The organism is Cuspidothrix issatschenkoi CHARLIE-1, assembly GCF_002934005.1.
Classification (GTDB): domain Bacteria; phylum Cyanobacteriota; class Cyanobacteriia; order Cyanobacteriales; family Nostocaceae; genus Cuspidothrix; species Cuspidothrix issatschenkoi.
On record NZ_PGEM01000143.1, the window covers coordinates 1 to 14,754 of the forward strand.

Below are 14,754 nucleotides of genomic sequence, written 5' to 3' on the forward strand. Positions count from 1 at the left end.
GATTATCAGCCGCAACATCACAGGCTAACCAAAGTTGCCAAGTCATAAGTGGTAATAGGTCGCTCCACTTTTGACACTGTTCTGGGGTACTAAGTTGTGGTAGAGTCCAAACTCAAGTTGTTTAGCAAAACGATACCAGTGGTCAAGCTAATTCTATGAAGGCATAAATACTCCGAGTGATTAATGCTGCATCCATCAAGTCAAACAAGGCATCTTTGGCTTTGCCCAAAATATTGTATACACTTGTGCGAAATTCTCTTAGCTGTTCTAATGGCATTGTCAATCTGATAACTCTTTTACATTTATCAGCATTGAACATTTTGCGGTCAGTTTTACATCACTGACCGCTTTTTTTCCCCAATTCTTTATCCTCTATGGTCAGTAGTCTTTTTAACTTCTCTTTTCTCAGTAGTTTTAACTTATCTCTCTGTTTTTAGTCTAAACTCCAGTTTACAAATAAATGGTATTACATTATATTTATAGGATCAACATCAATTGTTAAACTGACAGAACTAGGACAAAGCGATCGCACTTCTGACCAATCTGGTAAATTAGGTAAAGCATCAGGAGCAAACTTGAGTAATATTTGCCAACGATAACGGTTAGCTACTCGTAAAATACTAGCTGGTGAGGGGCCTAATATCTCAAATCCTTCTTTATCACTCAAAAATGTGGCGATAATTTGGGCTACATTTTGGACTTGAATAGGATCTAAACTACTTAACCGCAATAAAATTAATCTCCCATAGGGAGGATAATTCAATGCTTGTCTTTGTGCTAGCTCTGCATCACAAAAAGATTGATAATCATGTTTTTGTACTGCGGCAATAATTGGATGTTCTGGCGTATAGGTTTGGATAATTACCCTACCTGGATCATCACCTCTTCCGGCTCTTCCTGCAACTTGGGTGAGAGTTTGAAATGTGCGTTCATTGGCGCGATAATCGGATAAATGCAATAATCCATCCGCCGCAACTACACCTACTAAAGTAACTTGGGGTAAATCTAACCCTTTTGTTAACATTTGTGTTCCCACTAACAAATGAGCTTCACCGTTCGCAAATTTAGTGAGAAGGTTACGGTGCGCGCCTTTGGTGTTGGTAGTATCGCTATCAAAGCGAATTATTTTTAAATTGGGAAATTGCTTATTTAATTCCTGTGCTACCCGTTGAGTACCGCTACCGAAAAATTTCAAATAAGGAGAACTACATTCAGGACAATGGGGAGGATGTAACCGTCCATAGTTGCAGTAATGACAACGTAATAATTCCTGCGCTCCCGCTTCAACATGATGATAAGCTAGGGATACGTCACAGTGGGGACATTCCAACACATAACCACAACTACGACAAGACACAAAGGTACTATGTCCGCGGCGATGGATAAATAATATCCCCTGTTGTTGTTTTTCTTCTAATTTTTCCAGGGCATTTTGCAACTTTCTACTAAAAATAGACCGATTTCCCTCTTTCAATTCTTGACGCATATCCACTATTTCCACCGGCGGTAATGGCCGGGAGTTAATGCGTTCTGGTAGTGAGAGATATTGATGATTTCGACTCACCCAACTTTCTAAAGATGGAGTTGCAGAACCTAAAATTAGGGGACAATTTTCTAATGCGGCTCGCCATTGGGCGACAGTGCGGGCATGATAGGTAGGAATGGGAGCATCTTGTTTAAAGCTGCTATCATGTTCTTCGTCCAGGATAATTAAGCCTAGATTGGGCAAAGGTGCAAAAATGGCACTGCGCGTGCCAATGATGATTTGTGGCTCTCCTGTGAGCATTTGTCGCCAAGTGTCGTAACGTTCACCATCCGATAGGGCGCTGTGATAAACCTGGACTTTGTTACCAAATCTGGCGCGGAATCTATCCGTGAGTTGGGGTGTAAGGCCAATTTCGGGAACTAAAACGATGGCAGATTTCCCCTGTTCGACTATGGGTGATATGGCTTGCAAGTATACTTCTGTTTTGCCTGAACCTGTTACTCCGTGCAACAATACTTGAGCGAATCTAGTTAAGGAGTTAATAGTTTTTAAAGCGTTGTTTTGGGCTGGTGTTAAGGATTTATGATGATCTCCGATGACGGTGACACCCTGTTCTCTGCGTAAAATTTCCCTGTCTTCAATAACTATATAGCCTTTATCTACTAAAGCTTTGAGGGTGGAAGTGCTGGTACTACAAAGTTGCAATAATTCACTTTGCCACATTTCCCCTCCTTGTCGTCGCAAAACTTCGACAATTTCTTTTTGACGGGTTGTTAAATCATCATCGTGATTGTCCAAAAGGGTGACAGCTTTTTGTAATTTAGGCTGGGTGAGTCGTGGCGGTTCTAAATAATTTTCTGCTAATCCTAACCGGATTAATTCCCGAATTCCCCGATAGGCAGCTTTAACTTTTTGTTGAATGTAGTGATAACTATAATCTGCTGTTGGCGTTTTTTGTAAAAGATTGATTACTTGCTGCGCTGTAGGACTGATATAAATAGCTAGGTTTTCTTTCCCCAAGGGAGTTAAGCGGAGACGACGTTGCGATCGCCCTAATAAGCCTGGTGGTAAAGCAACGCGAATCACCTGAATTAGGGGTGTATAGTAATAAGATGCAACTTGATTAAGTAATGTCCAGTAACCAGGGGGGAAAAATCCTTGACTGACGACATCTTCTACTTCCCGAATTTTTTCTAAAGGAATATCTACATCAGGTTGAGTCAATAAGCGAATTGCAATACCACCTACCTGTGTTGCCCCAAAGGGAACGCTTAAAATATCCCCAGGTTTGATCAATAACTGATCTGGTATTTTATAGGTAAATATGTCCGAGCAGCCTGGACAATCTACAAGCACTTCCACCCATTGAGACAACTTTGTTTGCGATGGATATGGTCTCCCAGGTTCAGCTACAGCTATAACCGATGAATTTACACTATTACTATACATAACGTCTCGATTTATTAAGAACTAATTGACACAAGATACTTGATAGATTTTGTCCAAGCTCACTTAATTCTATCCTTAACTTTTACCTGATGTAAATAATATTTTACAATACTTACATAAGACATAATACTTGATAATCTATAATTTATGTAATCTACCAGACAAATAATTGATATTTGAAAAATTAGCTGATACAAGCTATTAACCAATTTTTCTGATGTAATGGAACTATTAATTTGTCTTCTCCACCCCTCACTCTATCTTGAGAAATAGTCTTAATCCATAAGTAATCATCAGTTAGAAATATAATTAAAATTACTATCTTATCAGCATTATGACTCTTAATAACTAGTTTCTCAATAATTAAGTTAATGTTATGAATTAATTAGTAAATAGAATTAGGAAATCAGGTATAGAGTTTTTACACCCATTGATAGATATTAAATATTTCTTCAATATGAGATGCTTTTAAACGATAAATATTATCCGGATTGTAAGTTATCATTTTTGTAATTTGGATCATTTAGTAAATTCTCGGAGGAATAAATAACTCTAGTACTAAAATGGCTTTTTATTCAAATACTCCCAGTATCCAAACCGGACAAACCTGAAAACTTTGTGAAAAATACACAAAAAATTAATATATTCCTTTCCTTCCTTAATTTATGGGGTATAGAACAACTAACAGGCAACAAACGACAGGATTTTTTGACAAATCATTTAGGATAGATATATAGACTTGTTTATCAAATTTTTTGATATTTGTTAAAGTTGTCATCAGTGGGTTTGACATATTTGGTAATTAGGAAAAGAATGAAGAATATGTCTATTTAGCTTCTGTTAAAAGTTAGTTTTTTACTGAGGTTAAAGCCAGTAATGATTATGAGTTGCATCTAGCCAGAACTAAAAATAATGGACAAATACTGATTTACGTTCCAGAACAGGAATGATCAAAAAGAGAGGATTTTGCTAGAGAACAAGGGTGTATTTGTCCTGAAGGGAAAACTACCAAGTCTTAAAAGAAGCTGTTGTCATTAAATTATGTACCAAACAAAGCAACCATCCCTAAAGGAAACTATGAATTTTGCTGAATTGGGAACAATGGAAATACTGGAGAATATTACTGATCATGAAGAACCATCGTTGGAAAGTTTAGATCAAGTAGTATATGAGGATGCGCTAATTGTTGAAAATTTGGAATCAGAAGAACGGAATAGCGATGACATGGCCGCAGCCCGTCCTTCGGGATACAATAAAACCGAAAATGATGATGCTGTTGGCGCTTTTTTTAAAGAAATGGCGCGTTATCCCCTGCTCAAACCTGATGAAGAAGTAGAGTTAGCCAGACGAGTCAGATTTTTAGAAGAATTCAAAGAATTACAAGCAGCGTTAGAATTAGAACTAGGAACTCATCCCAGTAAAGTTCAAGTTGCTTCTAAGTTGGATATGACTGAAAAACAACTAGAAAGTCGCTTGTATCAGGGGAGAGTGGCTAAACGGAAAATGATTCGTTCTAATCTACGATTAGTAGTATCTATTGCTAAAAGATATCTCAATCGCGGCGTACCCTTTCTAGATTTAATTCAAGAAGGTGCAATGGGTTTAAACCGGGCTTCGGAAAAATTCGATCCCGATAAAGGATATAAGTTTTCTACTTATGCTTATTGGTGGATTAGACAAGCAATTACAAGAGCGATTGCTAATGATGCCCGAACTATACGCTTACCAATCCACATTGTTGAAAAACTTAATAAACTAAAAAAAGCTCAACGGGAACTTAAACAACAACTCTCTCGCAACCCAACAGAGGCCGAAATGGCCGAATCTTTGGAAATTACCGTTCACCAACTGCGTCAACTCCAACAACTTCGCCGTCAAGCACTTTCCCTTAACCATCGTGTCGGTAAAGAGGAAGACACAGAGTTAATGGACTTGCTAGAAGACGAAGATAACCAGTCTCCTGAAGCCAAAATGAACGAAAACATGATGCGTCAGGAGATTTGGGAAGTCCTTGGAGACGTACTCACCCCACGGGAAAAAGATGTCATTTCCCTCCGCTATGGACTCACCACCAGCGAACCCTGCACCCTGGAAGAAGTAGGTAATATGTTTAACCTTTCCCGTGAACGAGTTCGCCAAATTCAAAGTAAAGCTATGCGAAAGTTACGTCGTCCCCACATAGCTAAACGTTTAAAAGGTTGGTTGGTATAAGTTATTAGTCATTAGTCAATTGTCATTAGTCCGTTGTTCCAAAAATTCATCCACTTGGATATAAACTATGGACTGTAGACTATAGACTAATGACTAATGACTGCTAATACTAATTTAATCATCCGTTTTGTTGAACCTAGAGATTGCGCTATTCTGTTTGAATTGGTGCAGGGATTGGCAGAATACGAAAAATTAGCTCATACTGTAACTGGCGATGCTGAAAAACTCCATCAGCATTTATTTAGCTCACCAAAATATATAGAAGCAATGTTAGCAGAAATTGATGGTAAAGCCGTCGGCTTTTCCATGTTTTTCCATAATTATTCTAGCTACTTAACCAAGCCAGGAATTTATTTAGAAGATATCTATGTTATCCCCGAATATCGTCAGCAGGGTATTGGTAAAGCACTTTTAACCAAAGTTGCTCAAATAGCAGTAGAGAGGGATTGCGGACGCTTAGAATGGAATGTTTTAGATTGGAATGTATCAGCCCAGAAATTTTATTATCGTATGGGAGCAGAAATGATAGAAGATTGGCGGATTTGTCGTGTCACTCAAGAGAATTTAATTAAATTAGCAAATCAATAGTTGATGGTTGACTGTTGATAGGAAAATTGGTAAGTATTCAGCTAAATCTTTGATATCCAGATCCCCGACTTCACCAAATCAATTTATCATTTATGGACAAAATAAACAAAAGAAGTCGAGGATCTTATCGTCTCAAATGATTTAAAAATCTCCTAATTTTTCATAAATATAATAAGCAGTTTCCTCCATGCCTAAAGATTGATAAGTCTTTTGAGCAACTAAATTATCCCGCTCTACATAAAGTCTAAATCCACATATTTTGAAACCATTTTGAGGCTTTTGGGCTTCCTGTTTGACAAATTGATAAAGTTTTCTGAAAATACCTTGACGGCGAAAATCTGGATCAACGTATACACTCATAATCCACCAATATAAACCATTACGCCAGTCACTCCATTCTGTGGTAATCATTAATGAACCCACAACTTGATGATTTTTTTGAGCGACTAAATAAAATCCCAAACTGGGGGTTTTTAATAATGTTTCTATTCCCTGAGTCATCTGATCCTCTGGGAGTTTTTTATGTTCTGTTTCATATACCAAAGCTTGATTAAATTTAACTAAAATTTCCAAATCCTTTAATTCACCTTTACGAATTAATAAATCTTCTGGCATTGTTATTTTCCTTTAGAAACTTAGATCCCCGGCTGTTGAGACGGAGATATTATATGATCCAATAAGTAGGTGGACGTGAGATCAGAAAAATAAGTGAAGAAAAGTAAAATCGCCTCATACCATTTTTTTGTAAAGTTGCATATAATTTACCCTCCTGCTTCGTGGTCCCCCCTTACTAAGGCTACGGTGTAAATATAAGTCTAATCAAGTTGCCTAATAGGGTTTTAATGCCCCCTAACCCCCAATTCTGGGGTAATAAGAATTTTAAAGTCCCCCAAGTTTGGGGGATTGAGGGGGCGAAATAAGCATAAAAGGAAGACATACTCATGGAAAATTGGTATCAAACTTCTTCACTCTTGCCTTTTACCTCTTGCGTGCCTATAACGACAATTTTTAACACCAACCTACTTATTAAAAATAAGATTGCAGTGTGCCTTTTCTTCTAATATCTAAAGTTGCACAATGGAAAGAACCACCAAAGGTATTAAAATTACGGAAATTACAAGGAATTGGTGTAAATCCCCAATCTTTTAATAATCTAATCATGGGTTCATCTTGCCTTTCAACAATTACCCTATTTTCATCAATTGATAAAACATTCATCCCTACTCCTCTACTACTCATAAACAGAGGATGATCCTCCGGTAAGGCGAATTCTTTAACTTTAATTACATCCCAACTATCGAACATATCAGGAAGGTTATCAACTTTATAAGGATGTATTAAAACTTTACCAGGAGCTAGAGGTACAAAGGTTGCATCAATGTGCATTGCTGATTGGTCTTTGAATTTCAGTTCATGAATTCTATACTCATCACCTAAACATCTTCGCATCCATTCAATGCCAAACTGATTGGTAACTTGACTTTGTTGTACAAAGATATCTCTACCACATCTACTAAATTCAGCCGCATCAAATACAGGTTCAAATTCGGTTAGTGAAGAGTTAAATGGTGCATCTTTATCTGCTTCTTCATATTGATAGTTATATAGTTCATCACGCAGTTCTGGTTTAGGTGCAGGCAGCCATTGCGCGCCCGCATGAAAATACTCTTTAATTAGGGAACGATAGGCATTAATTTCAAAGAATCTAGACCGCCAAGGCATGGGTGCTTCTATCAGTTTGTCACCTACTACAATCATCACATCTCTGGGCATTGCCCCATAAAGACCACTGGGACTTTGCCAGTCGGGAGTTCCATAAGGAAGAGAATAATTTACGGCATCGGGACGACGAACTTTAACACCTTCTGCTTCTAAAATGTGAACAAGTTCCTCTAAGTCCTTTTCTCCAGCTTTAATTAACTCTTCGGGAAATAATTTACCCCCATAGGTACGGAATAGATCCCAATAACGCTGTGGCATAGTGGCTTTAACTGTGATATGCCAAGGTGGTATTATTGCACCATCTAATCGTCCCACAATTACTTCTTCTAATAGGTCCCATTCGTTGAATGAGTTAACAACTGATGTTACTGATGCGGTTGATTGCTGATTAAATGTCATATTTATTTGAAGTTGAGAACAAAGTATAGTTTCTGAAAGCTATACAAGTGAATATTCAGATATATTATGGTATTATAGAACACGGAATCAAGATATACACTTTTAATAATGACTAATGTTATTGACACAGAACTAGATAAACCAATAGATAAAGTAGAATTTAAGCCAGTTATTCTGGATTTTATCTTGTTATTTATAGCAGTATTACTTGTATCTTTAGATCCTATATTAACAAGATTAAGTGAAAATGAATTAGGTCCTAACGCTACGGTGTTTAATCGTGAATTAATAGCTGCGGGTATATTCTTATTTTGGCAAGGAGTACTGTTTATCTGGCAGAGCCAATCTAATGATTTGCCATCATCTCAAGAGTCAAAACCCATTACTTTGGGGACTTTACTGATTTTTCTGGCGGTGGTAATTTGTGGGGAAGCCTGTTTAGTGACTTGGGCTTTATCCTTAACTCAAACTAGCGTCGCTAATTCTAATCTTTTGCATAATTTACCATCGGTTTTTGCTGTGTTGGGAGGGTGGTTATTCCTAGGACAAAAATTTGATAAGACCTTTATTATGGGGATGGTAATTGCTGTCGGTGGCGCAATATCCATTGGGATTCAAGATTTACAAGTTTCTCCTGATCACTTGATAGGTGATGCTTGGGCTTTATTTTCGGCTATTGTCTATGCTGGGTATTTTTTAACTATAGAAAAACTGCGATCGCAATTTTCATCTCTGACTATTTCTCTATGGTATTGTATCCTTTCTAGTCTCATTCTCTTACCCTTTGTCTTAGTTTTTGAAGATCAACTTTTCCCCAGCTCTATTTTTGGCTGGGTCAATATCTTATCTTTAAGTCTTCTCTGTCAAGTTATTGCTTCCATCATTTTTATCTATCAACTAAAACAATTTTCTTCTGGTTTTGTTTCCCTGTTCATGTTATTACAACCAATTATTACGGCGGTATTAGCATGGATAGTGTTCCAAGAAAATTTAAGTTTCCTCAATTGGATTGCTTTTTTCGTTGTTTTAGTGGGTATCTACTTTGCTCAATCTGGTGAAGGGGTCAAACATTAATTAGTATGCAACTATAGCACTCCTTGATCAGGATATAGCAGGAGGCAGGAGGGAAAGCCTTATCATTCCTGTATGATTTTTAACTTTCAGCACTTCGACTATGGCTACACCACGCAGGCTATCGCTTGGTAACCGTTTGTATCTCATTCAACTGCATACCGCTACATCCCCGACTTCTGAGATGAATTTATAATTATATCTAAGATATTTTTGTCTAAATAATATTGAAAATATCAATAACTTATCCGCTCACATCAGAATTTAGAGTTATTATTTAAAGAGTTCGGTTATCACTCTGATCATATCTATAAAACCGAACTGTAACTAATTTGTTTTCTAGTGTTATTATGTAGTTGGGAAGCTAAAGATTAAGCTTTGTGGAAGTTAAAAGTTAGTAGCTTTACCAGTAGTGTTATTGTTTACCAAGTTAGAAGCTTAAGATTCAGTCTTACCAAATCAAAAAGTCCAATCGTGAATTTTTGAGGAGATAGCTATGACACTTGTACGTTGGGATCCGTTCCGGGAAATCGAACGCTGGGACCCATTCCCTGAAATGGGCATTTTACAGCGGCAAATGAATCGTTTATTTGAACAATTATTACCAACTGATGGAGGTGAAAGATTACCATTAACTTTCATTCCTGCGGCGGAAATTGTAGAAACTGATAATGATTTGAAGTTAAAAATAGAAATACCTGGTTTGGATGCAAAAGACCTTGATGTGGAAGTCACTCCTGAATCAGTTTCTATTAGCGGTGAACGGAAGTCAGAAACGAAAACGGAAGCGGAAGGTATCACTCGTTCAGAATTTCGTTATGGTAAGTTTCAACGGGTTATCGCCTTGCCTGCGGTCGTAGATAATGACAGAGTAGCAGCAGAATATAAGGATGGGATTCTCCATCTAACGATTCCTAAAGCTGAATCAGAAAAACATAAAGCTGTGAAGGTTAATCTCGGTTAGTGACTTTTTGCTAGGCTAAATTAAGAAGGATGGAGGGAGATAAAATCCTTTCATCCTTCGGTTTTTTGCTAAAAAATAGCCGTAAATTATAACTGATGGTGGGTGGCAGCTTTTCTATTCCTTCACTCTTGCCACTCAACAGGTGTGCCAGAAAATATATTTATAATTATATAATTAATTCTCAGGATAGATGGCAAAAATTACTTTGTTGTTTAGCAGTTATAAATGCAACAAAGTTCTTCTCTATTCCTGTTCCTACTTTCATGTCAGGAATGAGCAAATATATCTCAGTCATTGTTAATATATCGGAAATATGAGTTTGTGTTCTTGGCTTGGATAGGATTTTCTATTTTTTGGGAAACTTCTCCAGAAACACATACTGATACAGTTTCATTGGCTTGAATAGCTATATAAAGAGGATTGAGATTGGTAATTATTAATTATGGCAACCAAAGTAATTGATGTTAGAGAATATACTGTCAGAGCGCACAAAAGACTGATTCATACGCGAGTTTTTCACTTTGTTTGTAAAGAATGTAATCAGGCGACAAAGCGGGAAACTTTCGGAACTCGTCCTTTATATTGTGAAAGTTGTCGTCCGCCCCAACCTCCTAAAAAATCACTTCAGGTATCTGAACCAAGCAAACCTCGTCCCATGACTTACACCAGCGATACAGATTTAGTTTGAGTGAATTACTATGAATTCTCCAGGACAATTACAAGCACCACCTGATGTATTTATCAACCCTTTGTTGGAATTGCGAGATTACTATGGGAGTCTGACGCAAAAGTACCAACGTTTATTCATAGAGGCGCGATCGCAATTAGATCATGTAGAATCTTTATTGTCTACCTGGTCCTATGGTGGTGATAGCGAAGCGATGGAAGTTGTGAAGGAAGATTCACTATTGCTGCTGTCTTCTCAACGGACTTCTGCGGTAGAGTGTTTCCAATCTCCAGAGTCAGAAATTCCCAAATCAGAGTCTTTAAAAACAGATTCTTCCCTTGCTCAAGTTGAAGAGTCAAACCATTTTTCTTTGGAACGTCGTCACTATATTGGTAAAGGTGAAGATGTTCCCATGCTTCCCCATTATGAAAATATGACTCGCATGGAAGCATTGAAAAAGCTATTGCGAGAATATGTGGGTACTGTCTGTCACATAGATTTTATCGTGCGATCGCTCTATGGTGATTTAGAGTCTACGATCTTTAAAGTTGTTAAAGGTAGAGTCCAATCATCTCTAACTCAAGGACGGGAAAGTGGTTATTGGTCAGCAATTCCCAATGAACCGGGTTGTTATACCCTAGAGTTAAGTTCACTTGCTCCTATTCATAGTAGGGGAATATCTAGGGGAATGAAACCCAGCAAACCTAACAAACATTTCGTCAGACCCCAGACGAAATTATTGCCAATGTTACCAGAATTTGAGGGTCAATTTTTAATTGATGCTCTAACCTTATTTTTAGAACAAAATCCAGGACGAGTTTTCAATGTTAATGAAATAGTCTACGGCATTTATGGAAATCTCGATCCAGAGGAAGTTAGAGAGGTGAAAAATAAGGTTCTCAATGAACTATCTAGGGGTCATCGCACAGGCCGATTTGTCAGAGTTCCTAATCAAATTGGTTTGTATACTTGGGATCTGAATATGATCGCCAAGAAATGAGCCAAAAAAATAGATACCGGACTTCTTCAAAAATCCGGTATCTACTCTTTTCAAAAACGGAGAGGGAGGGATTCGAACCCTCGAAGGGATATAATCCCTTAACAGATTAGCAATCTGCCGCTTTCGACCACTCAGCCACCTCTCCAAGTTATGCAAAACGATAATAGCAAATGTTTTTGAGTTAGTCAATAGTTATTTTCTAAATAGTAGTTCAATGACCACTGACCAATGACCAATGACCAATGACCAATGATCACTGACCAATGACCAATGATCACTGACCACTGACCACTGGACTATAAGACTTGCGATCGCATCCAAGCTGCCGGCAAAGTGCGTAACTTTTTCCATTGGGGAACATAAGCTCGCTGACTGAACACATCATAATCATTGCGCTCAATCATTTCTAAAATCTGCTCATAGAGCATGGATGCAGCCCATACAGGCCACCGAGCATCAGCAGCAAGATAACTAATACCTTTATCTGCTTGAATATAGAATTGACGGGCGCGAGCAATTTGAAACTGCATGAACGCACGCCACCGATCATCTAATACACCTTGGATACATTCTTCCTCGGTGTAATTAAATTTAGCTAAATCTTCTAAGGGAAGATAGATTCTGCCTCGGCGTGCATCTTCACCAACATCTCGGAGAATATTGGTAAGTTGGTTGGCAATTCCCAGAGCGATCGCTTCTTCTATAGGAAGATAGGGTTGTTGGTTTTGGTGCCATGGGGCAGTATAGATACTATTATCTACGCCCATAATCGTGGTTGACATCAGGCCTACAGTCCCCGCTACTCGATAGCAGTAGAGATATAAATCCTCAAAAGTTTCATAGCGACTGCGATACAAATCCATGCGCTGACCCGCAATCATATCCCGAAAGGGCTGAATGTCTAAGGGAAAGCGTTGGAGTGTATCTACTAACGCTACATCATAATTATCCAATGGGCATCCCGCAAAAATCCCCTCCAGTTGCTTTTCCCATAGGTCTAGGGTTTCTGGCGTGGTGATAGCGGATGCCGGTCCATCCACTAATTCATCTGTACGGCGACACCAGGCATAAATTGCCCAAACAGATTGACGCTTGGCCGGACTCATCAGCATTGTCCCCAAGTAAAAAGTCTTGGCGTACTTAGCTGTGAGTTCCCGACAAAGGTTGTATGACTCATCTATAGAGACCAGCGTTTTCATGCGCGGGAGGGAATCAGGCAGTTGCAGCATTCGTGGCGGTCGGTCGTGTTGGCGTTTGCAGGTGAGAGGAATTTGCTACCGTCAGCGCTTGAGAAATGGCCTGCGCTGTTAGTTTACCAGAAAGTACCGCTCCTTCCATACTGGCGAGATAACGCTGCATTGTATAATCCCCAGTCAGGAAAAAATTAGAAATGGGGGTTTGTTGGGAAGGACGATACTGTTGACGACCTGGTGTAGCTTTGTAAACTGAACGTGGAGTTTTCACCACATGATATTTGAGCATTTTGGTAGAGTTATCACCACCAAAATGTTGAGGAAATAGCTTTTCTAACTCGGTAATAGTTGCAGCAATAATTTCCTCATCAGATTTAGAGATCCAATCTTTGGCAGGTGCTAGAACTAATTCCAACATGGAACGGTCAGGATTGGCATATTCTCGGCAAGTATTACTCATGTCAGCATAAACGCTTAGGAGTGGAGAGCGAGAGAATAACAGATGGTCAATATCCGTTAATTTGCGGTCAAACCAGATATGCACATTAATTACTGGTACACCTTCTAAACCGTTTAATTGTTGGAAAAAGGGCATTTCTTTCCATGCACTGGGCAAAATCGGTTTTAAAGGATCAACAGGTAAGGCAGATACATAGGTATCTGCTGTTATTATTTCATCTTCTGCCCCATTTAAACCCCGTAACAGAAAGCCTTTTACCGTTCCATCCTCGTTGAGTAAAATCTCTTTCAAGGGTGCATTCAGGCGGACTTCACCACCACGTTCAGTAATATAGTCAATGATTGGCTGACACAATCTTTCTGTGGGTGAACCATCGAGAAAGGCCATTTTTGAGCCGTTTTTCTCTTGTAAAAAGCGATTCAATGCCGTTAAGAGTACAGTGGCAGAAATTTCATCTGGATCAATGAAGTTCAAAGCTTTGGACATAGCAATGAATACTTCTTTTTCCACTCTGGGAGGAATGTTTTGTTTTTGCAACCACTCCCGCCAAGAATATTTGTCCATTTCTTCCACGTACTTTTGCCCTTGGAGAATGGCAGGTAATAAACCGATGCCAAAACTGATTTTCTCAGGCCAAGTCAGCATGTCGTTGTTTCTCAGAATTGCCATCACACCATTTATAGGTGCTGGTAAGTCGGGGAAATCAAAGCGGCTGTAGGTTCCTGGCGCTTCGGGCTGATTGAAGATCATTGTGTGTTCTTTCCACTGGAGGCGATCTTCAATGTTTAATTCTTTGAACAACTGCAACATATTGGGATACGCCCCAAAGAAAATGTGCAGCCCTGTTTCGTACCAGTCACCATCAGCATCCTTCCAGGCTGCTACTTTTCCCCCCACCACGTCTCGGCGTTCCAAAACAATGGGTTTGTAACCTAGATCGGTGAGATATTTTGCACAGGAAAGTCCTGCTAGACCTGCTCCCGCGATAGCTACGCTGCACTTCGTGATCGCCACTCGCATTTAAACCTACTATTCTTCAATATTTCTTAACTGTTTTGTCGTTCTCATTATACGTTGCAATCCTTTACATTTGGCGCATCGGCTGGTGATTGGTTAGGAAAAAATTCTCGAAATTTATCCGTGAGTCTCGAAGTTACGTTGTTTTTTTGCTTGTGGTTAGCACAAATATTTTTAATTGGCAAAATCTTTAGTGTAGTTTATGACTCCTAATCAATCAGTGTATTTTTTTGCTTAACATCTTGCTATCAATACAAAAATTAGCTTTTAATTACGTATTTATACTGATTTTTTTTACTAATTCCAGTAAACTAAATCGCTAAAAAAATCTCTATTCATAAGCAATAATAATTGAAATATTGGTAATACTCAAAATTAGATTTAAAAGTTTTATTTACTTTGATTTATTTAAATCTCCATTTCGGTATATGATGATCCCACGCAGTTTCGTAATGATAAAATATCAAATATCATCAAGAGCATATAATTTAAAAAAACTTGCTCCTTGTTCGATAAAACTCTTTCTT

At 38.4% G+C, this 14,754-nt stretch carries 12 protein-coding genes and 1 tRNA gene; 6 read left to right on the plus strand and 7 right to left on the minus strand.

The window, feature by feature from the left end; all coding sequences use genetic code 11:
- Nucleotides 1-142: 142 nt before the first annotated feature.
- Both CUN59_RS22365 and priA read right to left on the minus strand, forming a co-directional pair.
- On the minus strand, nucleotides 143-277 hold the full coding sequence (locus tag CUN59_RS22365; RefSeq protein WP_279327315.1) for a hypothetical protein: 135 nt from the start codon (nucleotides 275-277) through the stop codon (nucleotides 143-145).
- 189 nt (nucleotides 278-466) lie between these two features.
- On the minus strand, nucleotides 467-2,935 hold the full coding sequence (gene priA, locus CUN59_RS17320; RefSeq protein WP_104389020.1) for a primosomal protein N': 2,469 nt from the start codon (nucleotides 2,933-2,935) through the stop codon (nucleotides 467-469).
- 1,041 nt (nucleotides 2,936-3,976) lie between these two features.
- Here priA and CUN59_RS17325 point away from each other — a divergent pair.
- Nucleotides 3,977-5,146 (plus strand): RpoD/SigA family RNA polymerase sigma factor, encoded by a 1,170-nt coding sequence (locus CUN59_RS17325; RefSeq protein ID WP_104389021.1) that lies wholly within the window; start codon nucleotides 3,977-3,979, stop codon nucleotides 5,144-5,146.
- Between the two features lie 96 nt (nucleotides 5,147-5,242).
- Nucleotides 5,243-5,734, plus strand: a complete 492-nt coding sequence (locus tag CUN59_RS17330) for a GNAT family N-acetyltransferase (protein ID WP_104389022.1) — start codon at nucleotides 5,243-5,245, stop codon at nucleotides 5,732-5,734.
- A 141-nt stretch (nucleotides 5,735-5,875) separates the two neighbouring features.
- Here the strand turns inward: CUN59_RS17330 and CUN59_RS17335 are convergent, their stop codons facing one another.
- Nucleotides 5,876-6,349, minus strand: coding sequence for a GNAT family N-acetyltransferase (locus CUN59_RS17335; protein ID WP_104389023.1), 474 nt, complete (start codon nucleotides 6,347-6,349; stop codon nucleotides 5,876-5,878).
- Nucleotides 6,350-6,760: 411 nt separating this feature from the next.
- Nucleotides 6,761-7,855, minus strand: coding sequence for an amidinotransferase (locus CUN59_RS17340; RefSeq protein WP_104389024.1), 1,095 nt, complete (start codon nucleotides 7,853-7,855; stop codon nucleotides 6,761-6,763).
- A gap of 108 nt (nucleotides 7,856-7,963) precedes the next feature.
- Here CUN59_RS17340 and CUN59_RS17345 point away from each other — a divergent pair, with 108 nt between their 5' ends.
- The 4 genes from CUN59_RS17345 to CUN59_RS17360 all read left to right on the plus strand — a co-directional run bounded on the left by CUN59_RS17345 (nucleotide 7,964) and on the right by CUN59_RS17360 (nucleotide 11,557).
- Entirely contained in the window at nucleotides 7,964-8,929 is a 966-nt protein-coding gene (locus CUN59_RS17345; protein ID WP_104389025.1) for a DMT family transporter, read from the plus strand.
- Nucleotides 8,930-9,422: 493 nt separating this feature from the next.
- On the plus strand, nucleotides 9,423-9,890 hold the full coding sequence (locus tag CUN59_RS17350; protein ID WP_104389026.1) for an Hsp20/alpha crystallin family protein: 468 nt from the start codon (nucleotides 9,423-9,425) through the stop codon (nucleotides 9,888-9,890).
- A gap of 442 nt (nucleotides 9,891-10,332) precedes the next feature.
- Nucleotides 10,333-10,578, plus strand: coding sequence for a hypothetical protein (locus CUN59_RS17355; protein WP_104389027.1), 246 nt, complete (start codon nucleotides 10,333-10,335; stop codon nucleotides 10,576-10,578).
- Nucleotides 10,579-10,588: 10 nt separating this feature from the next.
- Complete coding sequence (locus tag CUN59_RS17360) at nucleotides 10,589-11,557, plus strand: hypothetical protein (protein ID WP_104389028.1); 969 nt, start codon at nucleotides 10,589-10,591, stop codon at nucleotides 11,555-11,557.
- A 57-nt stretch (nucleotides 11,558-11,614) separates the two neighbouring features.
- On the opposite strand, the gene CUN59_RS17365 is transcribed toward CUN59_RS17360, so the two are convergent.
- The 3 genes from CUN59_RS17365 to pds all read right to left on the minus strand — a co-directional run bounded on the left by CUN59_RS17365 (nucleotide 11,615) and on the right by pds (nucleotide 14,230).
- Nucleotides 11,615-11,702: transfer RNA gene (locus CUN59_RS17365), tRNA-Ser, on the minus strand.
- Between the two features lie 151 nt (nucleotides 11,703-11,853).
- The gene (gene crtB, locus CUN59_RS17370; protein WP_104389029.1) at nucleotides 11,854-12,786 is read right to left on the minus strand and encodes a 15-cis-phytoene synthase CrtB; all 933 of its coding nucleotides are present in this window, start codon (nucleotides 12,784-12,786) and stop codon (nucleotides 11,854-11,856) included.
- On the minus strand, nucleotides 12,770-14,230 hold the full coding sequence (pds, locus tag CUN59_RS17375; RefSeq protein ID WP_104389030.1) for a 15-cis-phytoene desaturase: 1,461 nt from the start codon (nucleotides 14,228-14,230) through the stop codon (nucleotides 12,770-12,772). The genes crtB and pds overlap by 17 nt, the downstream gene beginning before the upstream one ends.
- Between the last annotated feature and the right edge of the window lie 524 nt (nucleotides 14,231-14,754).

Bases quoted from the DNA above. Each gene is read 5' to 3' on its own strand.
- CUN59_RS22365 (WP_279327315.1), bottom strand. From the start codon at position 277: ATGCCATTAGAACAGCTAAGAGAATTTCGCACAAGTGTATACAATATT.
- priA (WP_104389020.1), bottom strand. From the start codon at position 2,935: ATGTATAGTAATAGTGTAAATTCATCGGTTATAGCTGTAGCTGAACCT.
- CUN59_RS17325 (WP_104389021.1), top strand. From the start codon at position 3,977: ATGTACCAAACAAAGCAACCATCCCTAAAGGAAACTATGAATTTTGCT.
- CUN59_RS17330 (WP_104389022.1), top strand. From the start codon at position 5,243: ATGACTGCTAATACTAATTTAATCATCCGTTTTGTTGAACCTAGAGAT.
- CUN59_RS17335 (WP_104389023.1), bottom strand. From the start codon at position 6,349: ATGCCAGAAGATTTATTAATTCGTAAAGGTGAATTAAAGGATTTGGAA.
- CUN59_RS17340 (WP_104389024.1), bottom strand. From the start codon at position 7,855: ATGACATTTAATCAGCAATCAACCGCATCAGTAACATCAGTTGTTAAC.
- CUN59_RS17345 (WP_104389025.1), top strand. From the start codon at position 7,964: ATGACTAATGTTATTGACACAGAACTAGATAAACCAATAGATAAAGTA.
- CUN59_RS17350 (WP_104389026.1), top strand. From the start codon at position 9,423: ATGACACTTGTACGTTGGGATCCGTTCCGGGAAATCGAACGCTGGGAC.
- CUN59_RS17355 (WP_104389027.1), top strand. From the start codon at position 10,333: ATGGCAACCAAAGTAATTGATGTTAGAGAATATACTGTCAGAGCGCAC.
- CUN59_RS17360 (WP_104389028.1), top strand. From the start codon at position 10,589: ATGAATTCTCCAGGACAATTACAAGCACCACCTGATGTATTTATCAAC.
- crtB (WP_104389029.1), bottom strand. From the start codon at position 12,786: ATGCTGCAACTGCCTGATTCCCTCCCGCGCATGAAAACGCTGGTCTCT.
- pds (WP_104389030.1), bottom strand. From the start codon at position 14,230: ATGCGAGTGGCGATCACGAAGTGCAGCGTAGCTATCGCGGGAGCAGGT.